This window comes from Citrobacter sp. (assembly GCF_050252275.1).
Lineage (GTDB): Bacteria > Pseudomonadota > Gammaproteobacteria > Enterobacterales > Enterobacteriaceae > Citrobacter_A > Citrobacter_A amalonaticus.
Genome location: NZ_JBFWLF010000036.1, coordinates 1 through 22,772 on the forward strand (window position 1 = coordinate 1; position 22,772 = coordinate 22,772).

Annotated in this window: 20 protein-coding genes, 1 tRNA gene and 1 pseudogene; 10 read left to right on the forward strand and 12 right to left on the reverse strand. The window is 53.3% G+C overall.

The genetic code is table 11. From position 1 onward, the window contains the following. From AB7E14_RS04980 to AB7E14_RS05000, 5 genes and pseudogenes are all read right to left on the reverse strand, one after another. Positions 1 to 372, reverse strand: a pseudogene (locus AB7E14_RS04980) (hypothetical protein); the annotation flags it as partial. A 179-nt stretch (positions 373 to 551) separates the two neighbouring features. Then, a complete protein-coding gene (locus tag AB7E14_RS04985; protein ID WP_428169373.1) occupies positions 552 to 1,310 on the reverse strand; it encodes a hypothetical protein in 759 nt (252 codons plus the stop codon). Between the two features lie 361 nt (positions 1,311 to 1,671). After that, positions 1,672 to 2,547 carry a phosphorothioated DNA-binding restriction endonuclease gene (locus tag AB7E14_RS04990; protein ID WP_428169374.1) on the reverse strand — a complete coding sequence of 292 codons (876 nt, stop codon included), beginning with the start codon at positions 2,545 to 2,547 and terminating at the stop codon, positions 1,672 to 1,674. Positions 2,548 to 2,762: 215 nt separating this feature from the next. Beyond that, positions 2,763 to 4,031, reverse strand: coding sequence for a tyrosine-type recombinase/integrase (locus AB7E14_RS04995; RefSeq protein ID WP_428169375.1), 1,269 nt, complete (start codon positions 4,029 to 4,031; stop codon positions 2,763 to 2,765). Positions 4,032 to 4,231: 200 nt separating this feature from the next. Further along, positions 4,232 to 4,316 (reverse strand) — tRNA-Leu (locus tag AB7E14_RS05000). Positions 4,317 to 4,517: 201 nt separating this feature from the next. Here AB7E14_RS05000 and ahr point away from each other — a divergent pair. Continuing rightward, entirely contained in the window at positions 4,518 to 5,537 is a 1,020-nt protein-coding gene (gene ahr / locus AB7E14_RS05005) for an NADPH-dependent aldehyde reductase Ahr (protein WP_428169376.1), read from the forward strand. Between the two features lie 24 nt (positions 5,538 to 5,561). On the opposite strand, the gene idnK is transcribed toward ahr, so the two are convergent. Then, positions 5,562 to 6,104 carry a gluconokinase gene (idnK, locus tag AB7E14_RS05010; protein ID WP_042999264.1) on the reverse strand — a complete coding sequence of 181 codons (543 nt, stop codon included), beginning with the start codon at positions 6,102 to 6,104 and terminating at the stop codon, positions 5,562 to 5,564. A 217-nt stretch (positions 6,105 to 6,321) separates the two neighbouring features. Between idnK and idnD the strand changes: the two genes are divergently transcribed. From idnD to AB7E14_RS05035, 5 genes are all read left to right on the forward strand, one after another. Continuing rightward, a complete protein-coding gene (gene idnD, locus AB7E14_RS05015) occupies positions 6,322 to 7,365 on the forward strand; it encodes an L-idonate 5-dehydrogenase (RefSeq protein ID WP_316962102.1) in 1,044 nt (347 codons plus the stop codon). Positions 7,366 to 7,376: 11 nt separating this feature from the next. Next, positions 7,377 to 8,141, forward strand: a complete 765-nt coding sequence (idnO, locus tag AB7E14_RS05020) for a gluconate 5-dehydrogenase (RefSeq protein ID WP_428169377.1) — start codon at positions 7,377 to 7,379, stop codon at positions 8,139 to 8,141. Positions 8,142 to 8,204: 63 nt separating this feature from the next. Then, positions 8,205 to 9,524: a gnt-II system L-idonate transporter gene (gene idnT / locus AB7E14_RS05025; RefSeq protein WP_042999261.1), complete on the forward strand. Its 1,320-nt coding sequence runs from the start codon at positions 8,205 to 8,207 to the stop codon at positions 9,522 to 9,524. Between the two features lie 57 nt (positions 9,525 to 9,581). Beyond that, on the forward strand, positions 9,582 to 10,580 hold the full coding sequence (idnR, locus tag AB7E14_RS05030) for a DNA-binding transcriptional regulator IdnR (protein WP_042999260.1): 999 nt from the start codon (positions 9,582 to 9,584) through the stop codon (positions 10,578 to 10,580). Between the two features lie 78 nt (positions 10,581 to 10,658). Then, entirely contained in the window at positions 10,659 to 12,161 is a 1,503-nt protein-coding gene (locus AB7E14_RS05035; protein ID WP_316962104.1) for a helicase HerA-like C-terminal domain-containing protein, read from the forward strand. 63 nt (positions 12,162 to 12,224) lie between these two features. Here the strand turns inward: AB7E14_RS05035 and lptG are convergent, their stop codons facing one another. The 3 genes from lptG to ytgA form a co-directional block, all read right to left on the reverse strand. Continuing rightward, entirely contained in the window at positions 12,225 to 13,307 is a 1,083-nt protein-coding gene (gene lptG, locus AB7E14_RS05040) for an LPS export ABC transporter permease LptG (RefSeq protein WP_044327132.1), read from the reverse strand. After that, positions 13,307 to 14,407 (reverse strand): LPS export ABC transporter permease LptF, encoded by a 1,101-nt coding sequence (gene lptF / locus AB7E14_RS05045; protein WP_428169378.1) that lies wholly within the window; start codon positions 14,405 to 14,407, stop codon positions 13,307 to 13,309. Before lptF ends, lptG begins: the two co-directional genes overlap by 1 nt. A gap of 62 nt (positions 14,408 to 14,469) precedes the next feature. Further along, positions 14,470 to 14,520 (reverse strand): protein YtgA, encoded by a 51-nt coding sequence (gene ytgA / locus AB7E14_RS05050; protein ID WP_211180521.1) that lies wholly within the window; start codon positions 14,518 to 14,520, stop codon positions 14,470 to 14,472. Between the two features lie 153 nt (positions 14,521 to 14,673). Between ytgA and pepA the strand changes: the two genes are divergently transcribed. From pepA to AB7E14_RS05065, 3 genes are all read left to right on the forward strand, one after another. Then, positions 14,674 to 16,185 (forward strand): leucyl aminopeptidase, encoded by a 1,512-nt coding sequence (pepA, locus tag AB7E14_RS05055; RefSeq protein WP_044253264.1) that lies wholly within the window; start codon positions 14,674 to 14,676, stop codon positions 16,183 to 16,185. A 100-nt stretch (positions 16,186 to 16,285) separates the two neighbouring features. Then, on the forward strand, positions 16,286 to 16,729 hold the full coding sequence (holC, locus tag AB7E14_RS05060; protein WP_042999255.1) for a DNA polymerase III subunit chi: 444 nt from the start codon (positions 16,286 to 16,288) through the stop codon (positions 16,727 to 16,729). Further along, a complete protein-coding gene (locus AB7E14_RS05065; protein WP_316962105.1) occupies positions 16,729 to 19,584 on the forward strand; it encodes a valine--tRNA ligase in 2,856 nt (951 codons plus the stop codon). Before holC ends, AB7E14_RS05065 begins: the two co-directional genes overlap by 1 nt. 54 nt (positions 19,585 to 19,638) lie before the next feature. Here the strand turns inward: AB7E14_RS05065 and AB7E14_RS05070 are convergent, their stop codons facing one another. Then, positions 19,639 to 20,838 (reverse strand): YjgN family protein, encoded by a 1,200-nt coding sequence (locus AB7E14_RS05070; RefSeq protein ID WP_200119444.1) that lies wholly within the window; start codon positions 20,836 to 20,838, stop codon positions 19,639 to 19,641. A gap of 190 nt (positions 20,839 to 21,028) precedes the next feature. Between AB7E14_RS05070 and AB7E14_RS05075 the strand changes: the two genes are divergently transcribed. After that, the gene (locus AB7E14_RS05075) at positions 21,029 to 21,526 is read left to right on the forward strand and encodes a GNAT family N-acetyltransferase (protein ID WP_044253259.1); all 498 of its coding nucleotides are present in this window, start codon (positions 21,029 to 21,031) and stop codon (positions 21,524 to 21,526) included. 6 nt (positions 21,527 to 21,532) lie between these two features. Here the strand turns inward: AB7E14_RS05075 and AB7E14_RS05080 are convergent, their stop codons facing one another. After that, positions 21,533 to 22,363: a topoisomerase II gene (locus AB7E14_RS05080; RefSeq protein ID WP_316962106.1), complete on the reverse strand. Its 831-nt coding sequence runs from the start codon at positions 22,361 to 22,363 to the stop codon at positions 21,533 to 21,535. A gap of 87 nt (positions 22,364 to 22,450) precedes the next feature. Continuing rightward, a partial coding sequence (gene miaE, locus AB7E14_RS05085) for a tRNA isopentenyl-2-thiomethyl-A-37 hydroxylase MiaE (protein WP_428169379.1) occupies positions 22,451 to 22,772 on the reverse strand: 322 nt, incomplete at its 5' end.

The window sequence follows — 22,772 nt, forward strand, 5'->3', positions numbered from 1 at the left end:
TTTTAATAAATGAGGAAGTAACATTGTAAGCCGAAGTGTTTTCTCGTTTTTAAACACCTCAGAAATAATAGTTGCTTCGGCTGCTGCTATGTATTCCCCAGTAGATTTGACAATGATTGCTTCAAGGGCTGGTGTCGGGGCTCGTTTGAGCAATGCTGCTTCTAAACCATCAGTTCCGATCGCGGGGTGGATCTCATCCCAGAGTTTCAGGTCATCAGGGGAAAGATTGTCTGCGACATGGGCGATCAGATGGTCCCCGAGTTTTCCCATCCCAGGAACTCCTTCTGCGCAAGATAACCCTGAACCAACGATTAGAACTAGGCCATCACCCAGATGCTGTTGAAGTCGTTTTTTTAAATCATTCAGTTCCACTTGCTCTCTCCGTAGATGCAGCACTTAATTCGTGGGGTAGGCAATTTACAAGCATAGGAAAATTAAATAAGCCTTATAAGTTTCGGCCAACAAAAACGACTTCCTATTAACTAAGGTTCGGTAATCAGATATAGGGACCTCATTTTAACCTTTTGAAAAAGAGGGCTCTTATATCTCCATCACAACTTTGATTCGCAGTCCTTGCTTAACTGGAGATAGGTTTTGTAGCCCGGTTTGATCCATTTCGCCAAGAGCCAATCGTGTTGGAGACTCCCATCCTTGGAAAAGAAATCTTTGCCTTGATTCAGGGGGAAAGAGAAGGTGTGCTTGTTCTTATCCGGCCCTGTATAAAGGCTAACCACAATCTCCGCATTCTTCCCGTATTTCTTCTCCAAAGCTTCATTCAGGATATCTACAAAACCAACCTCGTAGATTCCAACACCGGCATCAGGTTCGAAGTTATGTAGGCTTTTCAAATCAAGACCATTCATCAGGTCATTCAGTCCCTTCAGGAGTACGGCATTCCCTACCATTACCCATACGGTTTGTCCTGGTCTAACAGTCAGAGGTTCGTTTCGGTTCGCATCAGAGCTGAAGGTACAACGAGACTGCCAGCCTGCTTTGCCCTTGGTAACAAGCTTATTACCGCTACCGTCAACATCAGCAGAGACAATCATCAGAGGTGATGTATCGTAATTCCTGATCTCCATCATCAGGAACACCTCGTCTTGTCCTTCTTTGATGTCTGGATTAATGCGGAAGGGTTGTAACCGTGCCTGTATAACCGACATATTCTCTTCAGATGAGAACCAAGACCAGATCACTTCCTTTGCGTCCTTGAGAGTGATAAGCCCTGCACCAACGGCAACTATAAGGGCTAATGATGGGGTAACGATTTTCCATTTAGTTTTCAGGTATTGAATAATATCCGAAGACATCCTGCGTATGGTCCTAAGATCTCAATGAGAAATATCCAAGATATACAGAATAATCACCGCTCGCAACTTCGTCTTGTCCAATACTAGAGCTCATCTCAGGTTAACGGTGTCATTACATCCTCTATCCATAAGGTCATCAGCAAAATAAGACTTAGCGGCTCAAAAATTTGTGCATGTATGAGGGTGTACCTGACCTGCCCCCAAAGAATTATTGCAGGATAGACTAGTAATGGCCGCTTCTGACACAGAACTGCCTGTCAGATTAGATTTGGCTCTATGCAATAGATGTATCAGGTAAAATCTGAGCTAATACGGCTGAATAGTTTGTATACCACACGCAAAATAACTGCCCTACCCCAGATCAATGCTCTCCTCTGAACACCTCTTTCCTGTGCCATTCCATAAACTGCTCGCCCGGATAATTTTCTTTAACCGGCGGCAACGCAATCGCCTTTCCCGCAAAATCCCAGAACAGCCGCTGTACCACCCCACCACCATTTACCGCATTGGAAACTATCACACGCATATTTTCATCCAAACCAATCGAACCACGATCAAACGCTTTATGATGGATGGCGCACAATGCCAGGCCATTAGGTACTTCACAAGGGCCATGGTTCTGCTTCCATCTGATATGGGCAGCTTCCAGGGCAATTGGCGTATTGTCGTGGCGCATGTTGAAGCCGCAGATCGCGCACTGATAATTGTAAGCACGTAGCACCATCTGACGAAACTTCGGATCGCGTTGACGGAGAGAGGTGCGAATATCAAACCCCATCTCATCAGCGATGTCTTCCTGAATACTGGCCGGGAAATGTGCCTCCAGAAGCTGCTGCGCCAGCGTATCAATTAACCTATGATTCTTGGCCACCAACGCAAAACTATCGGCATCAAATCCACCCGCAACATTATATTCGATGAGTTCACGTCGGGGCGGCTGGCGGCTACCATTGGTTGAGCACAGTTCCGCGTTTTGTAGTTCCCAGAAGCCATCGCCCTTCAGACGCCAGAACGGCATGTCCGGGCGCTGGTCACGGCGCTGCGGTCCATAACGTTCCAGAAGATCCAACAAGGGCTCGTAGATTTCAGAACCATAGTTAAACAGGCGCTCATGACCCTGCCGATAGCGTGAAAGGACATGCAGCAGCAATAATGGCTTATGTGGCGCACGCTGTTCGCCTTTGCGCCAAATGGTGATATTTGATATCGCTTGCTTCAGGGTTTTGTCAGAGATCATTGTGTTGGAGAATCCATGAGCACATATTTGCGATGATGCTCGCAACTATATGTACATTCAAGGCATTATTGCAGACATCCTTTTTCTCTGGCAGTTCTGTACTTGGCAGATAGAATTCTGATAACAACGGTAAAAAATACAGCGACCAACCAGTCCTAAGCGGGCTGGTTGGTCTTTTAAATTTAAACATCAGCCGAGGAATAACGGCGTTCAACTCACTCGCCATTACCCCGATTGATTTTCGCATAGTCAAACGGCGTAATCGCTCTCTCCCGATTGGCATCCAGAAAATCAGCCCACCACTGCAACATCAGCTTGCGCTCATCCAGATGTTCCGCTTTATGGATATACGCTGCCCTCACCGAATTGCGTTCCATATGGCTCATCTGCCTTTCCACCGCATCCTTCGACCATAGCCCTGACTCAATTAACGAACTACAGGCCATTGTACGGAAGCCGTGGCCGCAAACTTCAACCTTAGTGTCATAACCCATCACCCGTAGCGCACTGTTTACCGTGTTCTCGCTCATGGGCTTACGCGGATCATGATCGCCAATAAAAATCAGCTCATGTTCGCCACAGAACTGTTTTATCTGCTTCAGGATCGCCAGCGCCTGCTTTGAAAGCGGCACCAGATGAGGTGTACGCATCTTTGATCCTCGCTGAGAATGTTTCACGCCGGGAATAGGTTCTCGCTCGGGCGGGATGGTCCACATTGACGTTTCAAAATCGATCTCTGACCAGCGAGCAAAACGTAGCTCACTGGAGCGAATAAAGATAAGCAGAGTGAGTTCCGTTGCCCAGCGGGTTAGCGGCCTGCCGGTATAGCCGTCTATTTTCTCAAGTAACTCAGGGATGCGCTTTAACTCCAGCGCCGGACGATGCTGTCGATTACTGGAAGCAACCGCCCCCGCCATCTCCTGAGCTGGGTTGTAATCAATCAGCCCGCTTTGCACTGCATAACGCATGATAGCCGTCGTGCGCTGTTGAAGGCGGGAAGCCACCTCAAGACGTCCAGATGTCTCTACGGCTTTAATAGGAGTTAACAGATCGCGGGTACCCAGTTCAGCAATATTGCGAGTACCAATTGCCGGGAAGATATTGTCCTCCAGGCTCTTTTTTACGCGATTAGCATGATCTTCTGACCACTTCTGATTGGTAGTGAGCCACTCTCTGGCAACCTTCTCGAAAGTAATAATCTCTTTCGCCTGCTCTTCTTTCACAGCACGTTTATGCTCACGAGGATCGATACCAGCAGCTACCAGCTTTCTGGCCTCTTCCCTTTTCTTCCTGGCATCTGCCAGCGAAACATCCGGGTAAACGCCGAACGCCATCAAATGTTGTTTACCGCCAAAACGGAAACGAAATCGCCAATACTTTGAACCGCCAGGTTTTACAAGTAAGGACATGCCGTCGCCGTCAACAAGTGAATACTCTTTCTCCTCAGGTTTCGCAGAGCGAACTTTAGTATCCGTTAGGGCCATAATGGTCTTCCTTCCATTGGTATATCGTGAGTATACAAGCAATATCGAATCGGCAAATATACTCATTAGTATACTCACAAGCCTGTTGATGTGGGTTGAGTCAGGTTGACTTCAGTTGAGGAGAAAAGCTGGAAAAGCCTTGTGTGGCGCGGATTTCAGGCATAAAAAAAGACCTCAGTTGAGGTCCATTTGCATACTTTTGGTGCCGAAGGCCGGACTCGAACCGGCACGTATTTCTACGGTTGATTTTGAATCAACTGCGTCTACCGATTTCGCCACTTCGGCACTGAAGAGGTATGCGGAAAACGTTGTGGATTATACCTGTAGCACGCAACCATGCAAGCGCTAGCGTGTGTCTTCTCCGTTAAGTGTCGAAAAAATCAGCATACATCCATCCCGCGCTCTTCTTAATCCCCCCTTCTGCAAAGCGACGCCGTTTCCCATGCTCTACACTTTTCTGTTCAACACCACACTGAGGGAAACACGATGTCGATGATTAAAAGCTATGCCGCAAAAGAGGCGGGTAGCGAACTCGAACTCTTTGAATACGATGCAGGCGAACTCAAGCCGGAGGATGTCGAGGTGCAGGTCGATTACTGCGGTATCTGCCATTCCGATTTGTCGATGATCGACAACGAGTGGGGATTCTCTCAGTATCCACTGGTTGCCGGACATGAGGTGATTGGTCGCGTGGCCGCCCTCGGTAGCGCGGCGCAGGGGAAAAGCCTGAAGATCGGCCAGCGCGTGGGGATTGGCTGGACGGCGCGCAGCTGTGGTCACTGCGATGCTTGTATCAGCGGTAATCAGATCAACTGCCTGGAAGGAGCGGTGCCCACCATTCTTAATCGTGGCGGCTTTGCCGAGAAGCTGCGCGCAGACTGGCAGTGGGTGATCCCGCTTCCAGAATGCATCGATATTGAATCCGCCGGTCCGCTGCTGTGCGGCGGTATCACGGTGTTTAAACCGCTGCTGATGCACCACGTCACTGCCACCAGCCGCGTTGGGGTGATCGGTATTGGCGGACTGGGACATATCGCTATCAAGCTGTTGCATGCAATGGGATGTGAAGTCACCGCGTTCAGCTCTAACCCGGCGAAAGAGAAAGAAGTGCTGGCGATGGGTGCCGATAAAGTGGTGAACAGCCGCGATCCGCAGGCATTAACGGCGCTGGCAGGCCAGTTCGATCTCATTATCAACACCGTCAATGTCGATCTCGACTGGCAACCCTACTTCGAAGCGCTGGCTTACGGCGGCAACTTCCATACCGTCGGCGCGGTACTGAAGCCGCTGCCGGTCCCTGCCTTCACGCTGATTGCCGGCGATCGCAGCGTCTCCGGTTCGGCGACTGGTACACCGTATGAACTGCGTAAGCTGATGAAGTTTGCCGGACGCAGCAAAGTCTCGCCAACCACCGAACTGTTCCCGATGTCGAAAATCAACGAGGCAATCCAGCATGTGCGCGACGGTAAAGCCCGCTACCGTGTGGTGCTGAAAGCCGATTTCTGACAGTCTGACTCAGCGCCTCTCAACTCAGAGTGAGGTGCTGAGTCGCTCTCGTGCCTGGCGAAACGCCAGAACCGCCTGTTGGCACTGCGCCGTCACATTCTCAATGTCATGATTAATGTCGATACGCGCAATATCGGCTTCCTCCGCCAACGGACACTCCAGCGCCTCAAACTGACTTTTCAGTAAACCGACCGGCATAAAATGCCCTGCCCGACGCTGCATCCGTTCCAGGATAATATCGTAGTCGCCATCCAGCCAGAGAAAATGCACGTTAGGACTGCCCTTACGTAAAAAATCGCGATACTGCTTTTTTAATGATGAGCACACAATAAACCCAGTCTCATTCTTTTTATACAGACTATAAGATGCATCATTTAAGCGTTCTAGCCATGGCAGTCTGTCTTCGTCGGTTAATGGTATTCCCTGGGACATTTTATCAATGTTTTTGGCAGGATGGAGATCGTCACCATCAATAAACTTCGCCGATAATAATGCTGCCACCTTACTACCAATTAACGATTTACCACTTCCTGAAACGCCCATCAAAATATAGCTTTCCCCGGCCATGTAAAACCCTCTGCGTCATATTTCATGGCGCGATATTACGCCCGCACAATCGGCAATTTCACGCTTTTTTGTTTCCATAGATGAGAATTATAAAGCGCATCACGTTATGCTTAACATTGTAGTGTAACAATTTTCCAGTGTGACCTTCATCACAAATAAGGACAATTAAAACCGCTTAAATGCACCGGAGATGAAGACCTGACCCAGTGAGGCATTTATGGAAGTGAAAACTCAATCCTGCGTTGTCGCGGGTAAGCGCTCTGTTGCTGTAACACAACAGAATATCGAATGGAATAATAAAGGCACGCTCGTAAAAATAACCCGCGGAGGAATTTGCGGTTCCGACTTACATTATTATCAGGAAGGTAAAGTCGGTAATTTTACCGTCAAAGCACCGATGATTTTAGGCCATGAAGTTATTGGTAAAGTGGTCCATAGCGATTCAGAAACATTACGCGAAGGGCAGTCGATTGCCATTAATCCGTCTAAGCCATGCGGTCATTGTAAATACTGTCTTCAGCATGAAGAAAATCAGTGCACTGAAATGCGCTTTTTTGGCAGTGCGATGTATTTTCCGCACGTCGACGGCGGCTTTACCCAGTTTAAAACGATCGATACCGCCCAGTGTATTCCTTACCCGGAACAGGCGGACGAAAAGGTCATGGCCTTTGCTGAACCGCTGGCCGTAGCCATCCATGCTGCGCATGAGGCTGGCGATCTCCAGGGCAAAAAAGTATTTATCTCCGGCGTCGGCCCCATCGGTTGCCTGATCGTCAGCGCGGTGAAAACACTGGGTGCAGCGGAAGTGGTCTGTGCCGATGTCAGCCCCCGTTCGCTATCGCTGGCTCAACAAATGGGCGCGGATACGCTGGTTAATCCCCAGCATGACGCGCTCGACCAGTGGAAAACGGAGAAGGGCTATTTCGATATCAGTTTCGAGGTCTCCGGTCATCCCTCCTCCATTACCACCTGTCTGGAAGTCACCCGCGCAAAAGGGGTGATGGTGCAGGTGGGTATGGGTGGTGCCGTTCCGGACTTCCCGATGATGATGCTGATCGGCAAAGAGATCGCCCTGAAAGGCTCGTTCCGCTTTACCACCGAATTTAACACCGCAGTCTCCTGGCTGGCACATAACGTTATCGATCCGCTGCCGCTACTGAGTGCGGAATATCCGTTTACCGACCTGGAACAGGCGCTGATTTTCGCCAGCGACAAAACCCAGGCGGCGAAAGTTCAGCTCGTCTTTGAGAATGAAAAATAAGGAATAACATCATGAACGATCTTTTTTCACTGGCAGGTAAAAATATTCTGATCACCGGCTCCGCCCAGGGGATCGGTTATTTGCTGGCAACGGGTCTTGGCAAGTATGGCGCGCAGATTATCGTTAACGATATTACGTCAGAACGGGCTGAGGCTGCCGTCGCAAAGCTACAGCAAGAAGGGAACCGCGCCGTAGCCGCTCCTTTAAACGTGACGCAAAAACAGGATATAGACGCCGCAATTGATCATATCGAAAAAGATATTGGCCCGATTGATGTGCTGGTCAATAACGCCGGGATCCAGCGCCGCCACCCATTTACCGAATTCCCTGAGCAGGAATGGAACGACGTGATCGCCGTTAACCAGACCGCCGTGTTCCTCGTCTCCCAGGCGGTAACCCGCCGAATGGTGGAGCGCCAGGCCGGGAAAGTGATCAACATCTGCTCAATGCAAAGTGAACTGGGTCGCGACACCATCACCCCGTACGCCGCCTCGAAAGGTGCGGTGAAGATGCTGACTCGCGGTATGTGCGTTGAACTGGCGCGCCATAACATCCAGGTTAACGGCATCGCACCGGGGTACTTCAAAACGGAAATGACCAAAGCGCTGGTGGAAGATGAAGCCTTCACCTCATGGTTATGCAAACGTACCCCTGCCGCCCGCTGGGGCGATCCGCAGGAGCTGATTGGCGCGGCGGTATTCCTCTCCTCCAAAGCCTCGGACTTCGTCAACGGACACCTGCTGTTCGTCGACGGCGGCATGCTGGTCGCAGTGTAACCACTGAACAACCCTACGCAGCGCGCCAGCGCTGCCTTTTTGGCACACATAAGAGATAAGATTATGCCATTAATCATAATTGCGGCAGGCGTCGCGCTGCTTCTGGTCCTGATGATTGGCTTTAAAGTCAATGGCTTCATCGCCCTGGTCCTGGTCGCAGCCGTCGTGGGATTCGCCGAAGGGATGGACGCACAGGCCGTTTTACATTCCATTCAAAACGGGATCGGCGGCACGCTCGGCGGGCTGGCGATGATCCTCGGTTTTGGCGCAATGTTGGGAAAATTGATTTCTGATACGGGGGCCGCGCAACGCATCGCGACCACCCTGATCGGAACGTTTGGTAAAAAACGCGTGCAGTGGGCGCTGGTCGTCACCGGACTGGTCGTTGGGCTGGCGATGTTCTTCGAAGTCGGCTTTGTACTGCTGCTGCCGTTGGTATTTACGGTGGTGGCCTCATCCGGTTTGCCGCTGCTGTATGTCGGCGTGCCGATGGTCGCTGCCCTTTCGGTCACCCACTGCTTCCTGCCACCGCATCCGGGACCGACAGCCATTGCGACGATTTTTGAAGCCAGCCTCGGCACCACGTTGCTGTACGGGTTTATTATCACCATTCCTACGGTGATTGTCGCAGGCCCACTGTTTTCAAAACTGCTGACCCGCTTTGAAAAAGCGCCGCCGGAAGGGTTGTTTAACCCGCACCTGTTCACCGAAGAGGAGATGCCGTCCTTCTGGAACAGTATCTTTGCGGCGGTGATCCCCGTCATACTGATGGCCGTTGCCGCCGTGTGCGAAATTACACTGCCCAAAACCAACTCGGTACGGGTATTCTTTGAGTTTATCGGGAACCCTGCCGTCGCGCTGTTTATCGCCATCGTGCTGGCGATTTTCACTCTCGGCCGACGCAATGGCAGGACGATTGAACAGATCATGGATATCGTCGGTGACTCTATCGGTGCCATCGCCATGATTGTGTTTATCATCGCCGGTGGCGGCGCGTTTAAACAGGTTCTGGTGGACAGCGGCGTAGGTCAGTATATCTCGCACCTGATGACCGGCACCTCGTTGTCGCCGCTGCTGATGTGCTGGACAGTGGCCGCGTTACTGCGTATTGCACTGGGATCGGCGACCGTCGCCGCGATCACGACCGCTGGCGTGGTATTGCCGATCATTAACGTCACCCATGCCGATCCGGCGTTGATGGTGTTGGCGACCGGGGCCGGTAGCGTAATCGCTTCGCACGTAAACGATCCGGGATTCTGGCTGTTCAAGGGCTACTTTAACCTCAGCGTCGGTGAAACGCTGCGGACGTGGACCGTGATGGAAACGCTGATTTCAATCATGGGACTGCTGGGCGTGCTGGCACTGAATGCGGTTCTGCATTAAGGCGTGATTAACCACCGGGGGGCGATGTCGCCGCCGCTCCCCGGTACCGGAGAGAAGATGAGGAACCACAGAATTTCTTTGCAGGACATCGCCACGCTCGCGGGCGTGACCAAAATGACGGTGAGCCGCTATATCCGCTCACCGAAAAAGGTCGCAAAGGAAACTGGCGAGCGTATCGCGCAGATCATGGAGGAGATCAACTACATCCCGAACCGTGCGCCAGCCATGTTGTTGAACGCGCAAAGCTACACGCTTGGCGTGCTCATTCCCTCCTTTCAGAACCAGCTCTTCGCCGACATTCTTGCCGGTATCGAATCGGTGACGTCCGACCATAACTACCAGACGCTGATTGCCAACTACAACTACGATCGTGAGTCGGAAGAAGAGTCGGTGATCAATCTGCTCTCCTACAATATCGACGGCATCATTCTTTCCGAGAAGTATCACACCCTGCGTACGGTGAAATTCCTGCGCTCGGCGGCCATTCCCATTATCGAGCTAATGGATATTCAGGGCGATCGGCTGGATATGGAAGTCGGGTTTGATAACCGCCAGGCGGCATTTGATATGGTCAGCACCATGCTGGATAAACGCCAGCGGCGCAAAATTCTTTATCTCGGCTCGAAAGACGATATCCGTGATGAACAGCGTTTTCGCGGTTACTGCGATGCGATGACGCGGCGAGGCCTGACGCCGCTGCGCGTGAACCCGAAGGCGATCTCGTCGATTCGTCTGGGCATGCAGCTGATGCGCGACGCGCTGATTGCCCACCCGGATTTAGACGGTGTGTTTTGCACCAATGATGATATTGCGATGGGCGCGCTGCTGTTCTGCCGGGAACGCGACCTGTCCGTGCCGGAACAGGTCTCCATTGCCGGTTTCCACGGTCTGGAGATGGGCCGACAGATGATCCCAAGTCTTGCCAGCGTCATCACCCCCCGCTTTGACATTGGCCGCATGGCGGCGCAGATGTTGCTGAGCAAAATCAAGAACAACGACCACAACCACAATACGATCGATTTGGGATACCAGATTTACCACGGCAATACGCTATAAGTGATTTTCTCTCCCCGGCGCATATTCTCTTGCACTCACATTGCCTATACTCGACGCAGGATAAATGGAGGAAATCTCATGAACTCACCCCTGCTGATTGCCCGCACGCCAGACACTGAACTGTTTTTACTCCCCGGGATGGCGAACCGCCACGGGCTGATTACCGGGGCGACCGGGACCGGGAAAACCGTCACGCTACAGAAACTGGCCGAGTCGCTGTCGGAAATTGGCGTACCGGTTTTTATGGCCGATGTAAAAGGTGACTTAACGGGCGTCGCTGCCGAAGGCCAGGCTTCCGAAAAACTACTCACCAGACTGAAAAATATCGGCATTACCGACTGGCAACCGCACAGTAATCCGGTGGTACTGTGGGACATCTTCGGCGAAAAAGGTCATCCGGTTCGCGCCACGGTCTCAGACCTCGGGCCGCTGCTGCTGGCGCGTCTGCTGAACCTCAACGAGGTGCAGTCCGGCGTGCTGAACATTATCTTCCGTATTGCCGATGACCAGGGTCTGTTGCTGCTGGATTTCAAAGATCTGCGGGCCATCACGCAATACATCGGCGATAACGCCAAATCCTTCCAGAATCAGTATGGCAACATCAGCAGCGCCTCGGTCGGAGCGATCCAGCGTGGGCTGCTGACGCTTGAACAGCAAGGTGCAACGCACTTCTTTGGCGAGCCGATGCTCGACATCAAAGACTGGATGCGGACCGATGCCAGTGGCAAAGGGATCATCAATATTCTCAGCGCCGAGAAGCTCTACCAGATGCCAAAACTCTACGCAGCCAGCCTGCTGTGGATGCTCTCCGAGCTTTACGAGCAACTGCCGGAAGCCGGCGATCTGGAAAAACCGAAGCTGGTCTTCTTTTTCGACGAAGCGCATCTGCTGTTCAACGACGCCCCGCAGGTGCTATTGGATAAAATTGAACAGGTGATCCGTTTGATCCGCTCGAAAGGGGTTGGCGTCTGGTTTGTTTCGCAAAGCCCGGCGGATATTCCGGATAACGTCCTCGGTCAGTTGGGCAACCGCGTTCAGCATGCCCTGCGAGCCTTCACGCCGAAAGATCAGAAGGCGGTGAAAACCGCCGCACAAACCATGCGCGCCAATCCGGCGTTTGATACAGAGAAAGCGATTCAGGAACTGGGCACCGGTGAAGCACTGGTTTCATTCCTCGATGCCAAAGGCAGTCCATCGGTCGTCGAGCGGGCGATGGTGATCGCTCCGTGCTCACGGATGGGGCCGGTGACGGATGATGAGCGCAACGGGCTTATCAACCACTCTCCGGTTTATGGCAAATATGAAGACGACCTGGATCGTGAATCCGCGTTTGAAATGCTGCAAAAAAGTGTCCAGGCGACGACCGAAGCGCAAAGTAACCCGACGGCGAAAGGCAAAGAGGTGGCGGTTGACGACGGGATCCTCGGCGGGCTGAAGGATATTCTCTTCGGCAGTACCGGACCGCGCGGTGGCAAGCGCGATGGCGTAGTGCAGAGCGTGGCAAAAAGCGCAGCGCGTCAGGTCACCAATCAGCTCATTCGCGGGATGTTAGGCAGCCTGATGGGCGGCAGAAAACGCTAGTACTGAGGATAAGCGCAGCGCCATCAGGCACTGCGCTTTACGTTGCCGGATGGCGGCGAACGATTATGACTTACGCATCATCAGCCAGAGACTGATCAAGAAGAACGAGGCGCTCGGCAGCAGGGCGCCGATAATCGGCGGAATACCGTACACCAGCGTCAGCGGGCCAAAGATCTGGTCCAGCACGTAGAAAACAAAACCAAAGCTTATCCCCGTCACCACCCGCACGCCCATTGGCACGCTACGCAGCGGACCAAAGATGAACGACAGCGCCATCAGCATCATCACCGCAACGGACAGCGGCTGGAAGACTTTGCTCCACATATTGAGTTGGTAGCGCCCGGCCTCCTGGCCGCTTGACTTCAGGTATTTCACATAGTTGTGCAGACCGCTGATAGAGAGCGCATCCGGGTCCAGCGCCACCACGCCCAGTTTGTCCGGCGTGAGGTTGGTTTTCCAGGTACTGCTCACCATTTGCGAACCGGTGATCTGCTTCGGATCGGTCAGATTCGACTCATCCACCTGCGACAGACGCCAGACCTTCTGTTCCGGGTCAAACTTCGCCGACGCAGCATAGCGCACGGATTGCAGACGACGCTGATCGTTGAAGCCATAAATGCTGATGCCGCCTAACTCTTCGTCACCTTTCACCCGTTCGATGTAAACAAAGTTATTGCCGTCTTTCGCCCACAGCCCCTGCTGGGTGGAAAGCAGCGAACCGCCGTACATCGCCTGCGCCCGGTAATTACGCGCCATCTGCTCGCCCTGCGGCGCAACCCACTCGCCGATGGCCATGGTCAGCAGCACCAGTGGGATCGCGGTTTTCATCACCGAGAGCGCAACCTGCATACGGGTAAAACCCGACGCCTGCATCACGACCAGCTCGCTGCGCTGCGCCAGCATCCCGAGTCCCAATAGCGCACCAAGCAACGCCGCCATCGGGAAGAAAATCTGCACATCTTTCGGCACGCTGAGCAGGGTGTACATCCCCGCGCCCAACGCGTCGTAGCTCCCCTGCCCGGCTTTTTTCAGCTGGTCGACGAACTTGATGATGCCGGAAAGCGACACCAGCATGAATAACGTCATCATGATGGTGGTGAAAATGGTTTTACCGATATAGCGGTCAAGGACACCAAATGGCTGCATCACACCGCTCCTTTACGCGAAAAACGGGCGCGCAGACGGCGCACCGGCACTGTATCCCACAGGTTAAGACCCACCGCCAGCGCCAGATACAGCAGGTTGACCACCCACATCCCGATAACCGGGTCCAGCTTGCCTTTCCCGCCGTTGGATTTCAGGGAGGTCTGGATCAGGAAGAACATCAAATAGAGCAGCATCGCGGGCAGCATCGACAGCACGCGGCCCTGACGCGGGTTGACCACGCTCAGTGGGACGACCATCAGCGCCATCATAAATACGGTGAATACCAACGTGATACGCCAGTGCAGTTCCGCACGGGCGCGATCGGTATCAGTGGACCACAGCGTGCGCATGTCCATCTGGTCGGTGTCGTTCGGATCCAGCGCCACCGCCTGGTGACCGATAATCGCCTGATAGTCCTGGAAGTCGGTAATACGGAAATCACGCAGCAGTGCGGTGCCTTCAAAGCGGGTGCCTTTGTTCAGCGTGACCACCTGCGAACCGTCGCGCATCTGCGACAGATGTCCGGAATCGGCGACCACCACAGAAGGACGGGCGTTACCTTTCGGGCGAATTTGTGCGAGGAACACATCCTTGAAATCGCTACCGTCAACGCTTTCAATAAACAGTACCGAGCTGCCATTGGTGGCCTGCTGGAACTGCCCCTGCGCCAGTGCGGCCATACCGGGGTTGGCTTTCGCTTCGGCCAGCACTTCATCCTGATGTTTTGACGACCACGGCCCCGCCCACATGACGTTAACGGCGGCGATGATCCCGGTGAACAACGCCAGGATCATGGCGGCTTTCACCAGCACGGCCTTGCTCAGACCGCAGGCGTGCATCACCGTAATTTCACTTTCGGTATACAGTTTACCCAGCGTCATCAACAGTCCGAGGAACAGGCTGAGCGGCAGGATAAGCTGCGCCATTTCAGGCACGCCGAGGCCCAGCAGCGAGAGCACCAGATTTGCCGGAATGTCACCGTCAACCGCTGCGCCGAGGATCCTCACTAACTTTTGACAAAAGAAGATCAAAAGCAGGATGAAGAGGATGGCAAGCTGGCTTTTGAGCGTCTCCCGCACCAGATATCTTATGATTATCACTTTAAATACGCCCGTAAAAACTCGTCTTTTGCAGGAATTTAGCTTGTTTCATGGCTTAAACGTCATTTATTCTCTTGAGTCGTCGAAATCGTCGCTAAAATTATTATACTCAGCGGATTCGCCACTCAGAACGCGTTCTGATGTGCCAATGCCGTAATAACGTTAAGATTAACACGAAGTCACCGCAACTGCGGATATGAGTTACGAAAGCTTGCAATTCTAACCGCAGGCGCCGCCGTTGTCTTTAAGATTCAGGAGCGTAGTGCATGGAGTTTAGTGTAAAAAGCGGTAGCCCGGAGAAACAGCGGAGTGCCTGCATCGTCGTGGGCGTCTTTGAACCACGCCGCCTTTCTCCGGTTGCAGAACAGCTCGATAAAATCAGCGACGGGTACATCAGTGCCCTGTTGCGTCGTGGCGAACTGGAAGGCAAACCGGGTCAGACCCTGTTGTTACACCATGTCCCCAACGTACTGTCCGAGCGTATCCTCCTCATCGGTTGTGGCAAAGAACGCGAGCTGGATGAACGTCAGTATAAGCAGGTGATTCAGAAAACCATCAACACTCTGAATGATACCGGCTCAATGGAAGCCGTCTGCTTCCTGACCGAACTGCACGTCAAAGGCCGCAACAACTACTGGAAAGTGCGTCAGGCTGTCGAGACGGCCAAAGAGACGCTGTACAGCTTCGATCAACTGAAAACCACCAAAAGCGAGCCGCGCCGCCCGCTGCGTAAAATGGTCTTCAATGTGCCGACCCGCCGTGAGCTGACCAGCGGCGAGCGTGCGATTCAGCACGGTCTGGCCATTGCTGCCGGCATTAAGGCCGCGAAAGATCTCGGCAACATGCCGCCGAACATCTGTAACGCCGCCTATTTAGCCTCTCAGGCGCGCCAGTTAGCTGACAGCTACAGCAAGAATGTGGTCACCCGCGTCATCGGCGAACAGCAGATGAAAGAGCTGGGAATGCACGCTTACCTCGCCGTCGGTCACGGTTCGCAGAATGAATCGCTGATGTCAGTGATTGAGTACAAAGGCAGTCCGTCCGAAGACGTGCGTCCGATTGTGTTAGTCGGTAAAGGGCTCACCTTTGACTCCGGCGGTATCTCCATCAAGCCAGCTGAAGGCATGGACGAGATGAAGTACGACATGTGCGGTGCGGCGGCAGTGTATGGCGTTATGCGCATGGTGGCGGAGCTTCAGTTGCCAATCAACGTCATCGGCGTGCTGGCAGGCTGTGAAAACATGCCTGGTGGTCGCGCCTATCGTCCGGGCGACGTGCTGACGACCATGTCCGGTCAGACGGTTGAAGTGCTGAACACCGATGCCGAAGGCCGTCTGGTACTCTGCGACGTCTTAACCTACGTTGAGCGTTTCGAGCCAGAAGCGGTTATCGACGTGGCGACCCTGACGGGCGCCTGTGTGATTGCGCTGGGCCACCACATTACCGGTCTGATGTCGAACCATAACCCGCTGGCGCACGAGCTGATTGGCGCGTCCGAACAAGCGGGCGACCGCGCATGGCGTCTACCGCTGGGTGATGAGTATCAGGAACAGCTGGAATCCAACTTCGCGGATATGGCGAATATCGGCGGCCGTCCAGGCGGCGCAATCACCGCAGGCTGTTTCCTGTCGCGCTTTACCCGCAAGTACAACTGGGCACACCTCGACATCGCCGGTACCGCATGGCGTTCCGGGAAAGCCAAAGGCGCAACCGGTCGTCCGGTGGCGCTGTTGTCGCAGTTCCTGCTCAATCGTGCCGGTTTTTCTGGCGAAGAGTAAGTTTGAAATTGCCCCGTAGGCCGGATAAGCGCTGCGCTTATCCGGCCTACGGTGTGCAAGAAGACAACGCATTTAAATCCACCACAAGAAGCCCCATATCATGAGAAACGCAACGTTCTATCTTCTGGACAACGACACACAACACGATGGCCTTAGCGCCGTCGAGCAACTGGTGTGTGAGATTGCCGCAGAACGTTGGCGCAGCGGCAAACGCGTGTTGATTGCCTGCGAAGACGAAAAACAGGCGATTCGCCTGGATGAGGCGCTATGGGCCAGACCGGCTGACCGTTTCGTCCCGCACAATCTGGCCGGTGAAGGGCCGCGCGGCGGTGCGCCGGTAGAAATCGCCTGGCCGGAAAAACGCAACAGCAGTCCGCGCGATCTGCTCATCAGCCTGCGCGTTGGCTTTGCAGATTTTGCCACCGCTTTCACAGAAGTGATAGACTTCGTCCCTTACGAAGATTCTCTGAAACAATCGGCACGCGAACGCTACAAAGCCTACCGCGTGGCTGGTTTTAACCTGAATACGGCAACCTGGAAATAATGGAAAAGACATACAACCCCCAAGATATCGAACAGCCGCTTTACGAGCACTGGGAAAAGCAGGGCTATTTCAAGCCTAACGGCGATGAAAGCAAAGAGTCCTTCTGCATCATGATCCCGCCGCCGAACGTCACCGGCAGTTTGCATATGGGTCATGCTTTCCAGCAAACCATCATGGATACGCTGATCCGCTATCAGCGCATGCAGGGGAAAAATACCCTGTGGCAGGTCGGGACCGATCACGCCGGTATCGCGACCCAGATGGTGGTTGAGCGTAAAATTGCCGCTGAAGAAGGAAAAACCCGCCACGACTACGGTCGCGATGCCTTTATCGATAAAATCTGGCAGTGGAAAGCGGAATCCGGCGGCACCATCACCCGTCAGATGCGTCGTCTCGGCAACTCCGTGGACTGGGAGCGCGAGCGCTTCACCATGGACGAAGGTCTTTCCAATGCCGTGAAAGAAGTCTTTGTCCGCCTGTACAAAGAAGATCTAATTTACCGTGGCAAACGCCTGGTGAACTGGGATCCAAAACTGCGCACCGCCATTTCCGATCTGGAAGTGGAAAACCGCGAGTCTAAAGGCTCGATGTGGCACATCCGCTACCCGCTGGCAGATGGCGCAAAAACGGCTGACGGCAAAGATTACCTGGTGGTGGCGACCACTCGTCCGGAAACCCTGCTGGGCGATACCGGCGTAGCCGTTAACCCGGAAGATCCGCGTTATAAAGATCTGATTGGCAAATTCGTGGTGTTGCCGCTGGTGAACCGCCGCATTCCGATCGTCGGTGATGAACACGCCGACATGGAAAAAGGCACCGGCTGCGTGAAAATCACCCCGGCGCACGACTTTAACGACTACGAAGTCGGTCGTCGTCATGCCCTGCCAATGATCAACATCTTCACCTTTGATGGAGATATCCGCGAAACGGCGGAAGTGTACGACACCAAAGGCAATGAGTCCGACGTCTACTCCAACGAAATTCCGGCGGAATTCCAGAAACTGGAGCGCTTTGCCGCACGTAAAGCGGTGGTTGCGGCGATCGACGCGCAGGGCCTGCTGGAAGAAATTAAACCGCACGACCTGACCGTCCCTTACGGCGACCGTGGCGGCGTGGTCATCGAACCGATGCTGACCGACCAGTGGTACGTCCGTGCCGATGTGCTGGCAAAACCGGCGGTAGAAGCCGTTGAGAACGGCGACATTCAGTTCGTGCCGAAGCAGTACGAAAACATGTATTTCTCCTGGATGCGCGATATTCAGGACTGGTGTATCTCCCGTCAGCTGTGGTGGGGTCACCGTATTCCGGCATGGTACGACAACGACGGTAACGTCTATGTGGGTCGCAACGAAGACGAAGTGCGTAAGGAAAACAACCTGAGCGCAGACGTAGCCCTGCGTCAGGACGACGACGTGCTGGATACCTGGTTCTCCTCCGCGCTGTGGACCTTCTCCACCCTCGGCTGGCCGGAAAACACCGACGCGCTGCGTCAGTTCCACCCGACAAGCGTGATGGTTTCCGGCTTCGACATCATCTTCTTCTGGATTGCCCGCATGATCATGATGACCATGCACTTCATCAAAGATGAAAATGGCAAGCCGCAGGTTCCGTTCAAAACCGTCTACATGACCGGTCTGATCCGCGACGACGAAGGCCAGAAGATGTCCAAGTCCAAGGGTAACGTAATTGACCCGCTGGATATGGTCGACGGTATTTCGTTACCGGAGCTGCTGGAAAAACGTACCGGCAACATGATGCAGCCACAACTGGCTGAAAAAATTGCCAAACGTACCGAAAAACAGTTCCCGGAAGGTATCGAGCCGCACGGTACCGATGCCCTGCGTTTCACCCTCGCCGCGCTGGCTTCGACCGGTCGCGACATCAACTGGGACATGAAGCGTCTGGAAGGTTATCGTAACTTCTGTAACAAGCTGTGGAACGCCAGCCGTTTTGTGCTGATGAACACCGAAGAACAGGATTGCGGATTCAACGGCGGCGAGATGACTCTGTCGCTGGCGGACCGCTGGATCCTCGCGGAATTCAACCAGACCACCAAAGCGTACCGTGAAGCACTGGATAACTTCCGCTTCGATATCGCCGCGGGCATTCTGTATGAGTTTACCTGGAACCAGTTCTGTGACTGGTACCTGGAGCTGACCAAACCGGTCATGACTGGCGGAACGGAAGCTGAACTGCGTGGCACCCGCCATACGCTGGTGACCGTGCTGGAAGGTCTGCTGCGCCTGGCGCACCCGATCATCCCGTTCATCACCGAAACCATCTGGCAGCGTGTGAAATTGATTGCCGGCATTACCGCTGACACCATCATGCTGCAGCCGTTCCCGGAATATAACGCCGCACAGGTTGATGAAGCCGCACTCGCGGACACCGAATGGCTGAAGCAGGCGATCGTTGCCGTACGTAACATCCGTGCGGAAATGAACATTGCGCCGGGCAAACCGCTTGAGCTGCTGCTGCGAGGTTGCAGCGATGACGCGATGCGTCGCGTAAACGACAACCGTAGCTTCCTGCTGAACCTGGCGCGTCTGGAAAGCATCACCGTACTGCCTGCTGATGATAAGGGTCCGGTCTCCGTGACTAAAATCATCGACGGTGCCGAACTGCTGATCCCGATGGCGGGTCTCATCAATAAAGACGATGAACTGGCGCGTCTGGCGAAAGAAGTGGCGAAAATCGAAGGCGAAATTAGCCGTATCGAAAACAAACTCGCTAACGAAGGCTTTGTGGCGCGTGCGCCGGAAGCGGTGATCGCCAAAGAGCGTGAGAAGCTGGAAGGTTATGCCGAGGCGAAAGCGAAACTGATTGAGCAGCAGACGGTTATCGCCGCGCTGTAATCGCGGAAAGCGATAATGTAAAAAGGCCGGAGCAATCTCCGGCCTTTTTTATTACTACATAAAATTGAGCGTCGGCATCACGCCGCGTGAGAGTCGCGATACCAGACCGTTATCCACGCGCTCATCGCTGTCAGCAAGTGGTAACGTATCGAGATCGCCCACCACGTACGTATTTTTCGCCAGCCAGGTAATCAGCCACATGCGCAGCAGTGGATACGCCAGCCCACCAGTGATAGCAGAAATCACATATAACCCCCCCAGGCGATAAACCATGCCATGGAAAGTCAGCGTGGAACGAAAACGAATGTGTCCGTCGGCGAGTTGCAGGTTATTCAGAAAGTGATTACGAAACGCCACAATCAAATAACTCATTGAAATGGCAATGCCCAGATAATAGATAATCTGGCTTATCACAATCTGCCGTTGATATTCGAGGAGGATTAACGCTTCAATTTCCTCTTCCGCCATCCCCGTCACATCGAGTTCGTATATCGATTTAAACAGCGCAATCGCGATAAAACCGACCACGGCGAGAAAAGGCAGCAGCGCTGCCATGGCCAGAATCGCGGATTTAATACAATGCCAGACATTTATCTGCACAGAGAATGCGTGGACACCAAAGCGGCCGCCATCCCCCACCATCCTCATCAACCGACTGTACGTCACCCCGCTGACCATTCCCACGCCGGCAAGGCCCGTCAGCCCCAGCACGATTACCGTGAAAATCACTTCTCCCGGGCTTTCTGTTGGACACACCTGTAGCAGGCAAAATATCACCACCCCCAGCGCCATAAGCAACAGCATGGGCAGACACAGAATATTCCAGAATGCCTTAAGCGCAGAGAAACGAAAACCAAAACGGATACTATTTAACGAGGTCTTCACTGCCTGATATTGCAGATTTTTCATCACCAGGACAGGTATTGCTAAGATCAGTGCTGCCAGTAAGGCCGCGCCAATGACAAAATATTCCATGCTTATCAATGTCATGCCTGCAATATAAATCACCAGCAGCATAAACCAGCTCAGGAACACATCGCCACCTGTCACCTTCCAGCTAAACGGCTGTCCATTTAAGGTCATATTGGAATAAATATAGCGACGGCATTTCATTAATGCCCACGGCAGGTAAATTCCTAATGTCACCAGTACCAGCAACGAATTGACCAGACAAATAAGAAAATAACTTCCGCCATCGCCACGAAATTCAAAAGCGTGTGATGGCGCCTCTTCTTTTATAAGATATTCCTGCATAATAAATCCCTGTCGTTAATCATCCTTAAAAATACACATTATTAGCAGGCAATAGAAATACCAGCCAATAGAGATATTACCTTATTATCTGCATAAATAACATCCACCCGCTATGTTATAAGGTGCTTGCATCACCTGGCCGGGGATGCTATTAGTTCAAATTATTAGTATTGTTTAACCGGGTAGTAAAATGAATGTTTTTGACGCGCTCACGTTACGTCGCCTGACGGCCAGGGATAACCAGGTCATCGCTGCCGTTATCCGTCAGGTTTCCGCCGAATATGGCCTTACCGCTGATAAAGGCTATACCGTTGCCGATCCAAATCTTGATGAGCTGTATCAGCTCTACTCGCAACCAGGACATGCATATTGGGTGGTGGAGCGTAATGGCGAAGTGGTGGGGGGCGGCGGAATTGCGCCGTTAACCTGTAGCGAACCCGATATTTGCGAACTGCAAAAAATGTACTTTTTGCCCGTGGCTCGCGGGCAAGGCATGGCGAAAAAGCTGGCGCTGATGGCGATGGATCACGCCCGCGCGCTGGGATTTAAACATTGCTATCTGGAAACGACCGCCTTTTTACGCGAGGCGATTGGCCTGTACGAACATTTAGGGTTTGAGCATATCAGCGAACCGCTGGGCTGCACCGGGCACGTCGATTGCGAAGTGCGGATGCTCAAACCCCTGTAATACCGACTATTGCATCTCAGGCGATACCGAAAGTCGAATCACGCCAGCGGCCTGCGCGGCTGGCAATTTCAGCACTTCCGTCCACATATCCTGCACCAGATTGCAGACGACCTTTTCTTTCCCGATCCCCTTCTCCGGCTCAGCCATAAGCTGTACATCCTGCCCGTAGCGCTGCACCAGTACTGGTACAACGCTTTGCAGATCCTGCATGGCCTGCTGCTTCTCGGTGTCGGTTACCGTGTGTTTATTAGGACCGTATGCCGCTCGCATCATCGCCGCATCGCCTTCCATACGCCGTTTCAGAATATCCGGTGAGATCAGACGCGTCGGGTTAATGCCGCCTTTGACCTGCGGGAAGAGAAAGCGGAAACACTCATCGTCGCCTTTTTTCTGCACCGCCGCAGTCTGTTCGAGATTGATCTTCATATAGTCAATGACATTACTGTCCGGCGCCTGCTGTAAACGCGACATCTGAATTTGCAGCACCTGCGGTTGAATGGTATCGATTATTTGTTGTTCGGTTTTGCCTTCATTTTTCAGCTGCAGCGCCTGGGTGCGAAGATGGACCCAAAAGGCCGGCTCCTGTTCCTTCAGTACCTGAAACGTCGGCATTTGCAGTAGCGCGGCATCAAACTGCTGCTCTTCTGTCTGACCGGACGCCGCTTTTTCTCGCGGGATCAGGTAGTGCACGTCAAACAGGTTCCACGCGACGATCGCCACAACCATCAGCACCGCGCCAGAAGCCTTCCCCACCCAGCCTTTTTTACGCATGAGCCCTATCACCGCGGCGATGACCGCGCCGACGTAGCCTGCGAGAAGTACATGTGTCCAGTTCATCGGTATTGGTATTCCTTGCCCTGAAAAAGAGACATTTTTCACTGCCCACGTCGGGATGTCACCTTGCGGCGGGCAGAACTACCGAAATTAAGAGGCGACGGGGACACCGCTGTGAAAGCGAAACTCGTTGTCCGGCGAGACGATCAGCGCCGCTTCCACGTCGCCAAAATAGCGGACGCGGGGAGAAATATCTTCCTGCGAAACCTGTTGCGCCAGCGCCAGATAGTCCTGATAGTGGCGCGCTTCGGATCGCAGCAGCGACAGATAGAACTTTTGCAGATCGTCATCGAGAAACGGAGCCAGCGCGGCAAAGCGTTCACAGGAGCGCGCTTCGATGTAAGCACCGCAAATCAGCTTATCAATCAGCGTCAGCGGCTCGTGCGTGCGCACCGCTTTCAGCATCCCTTTC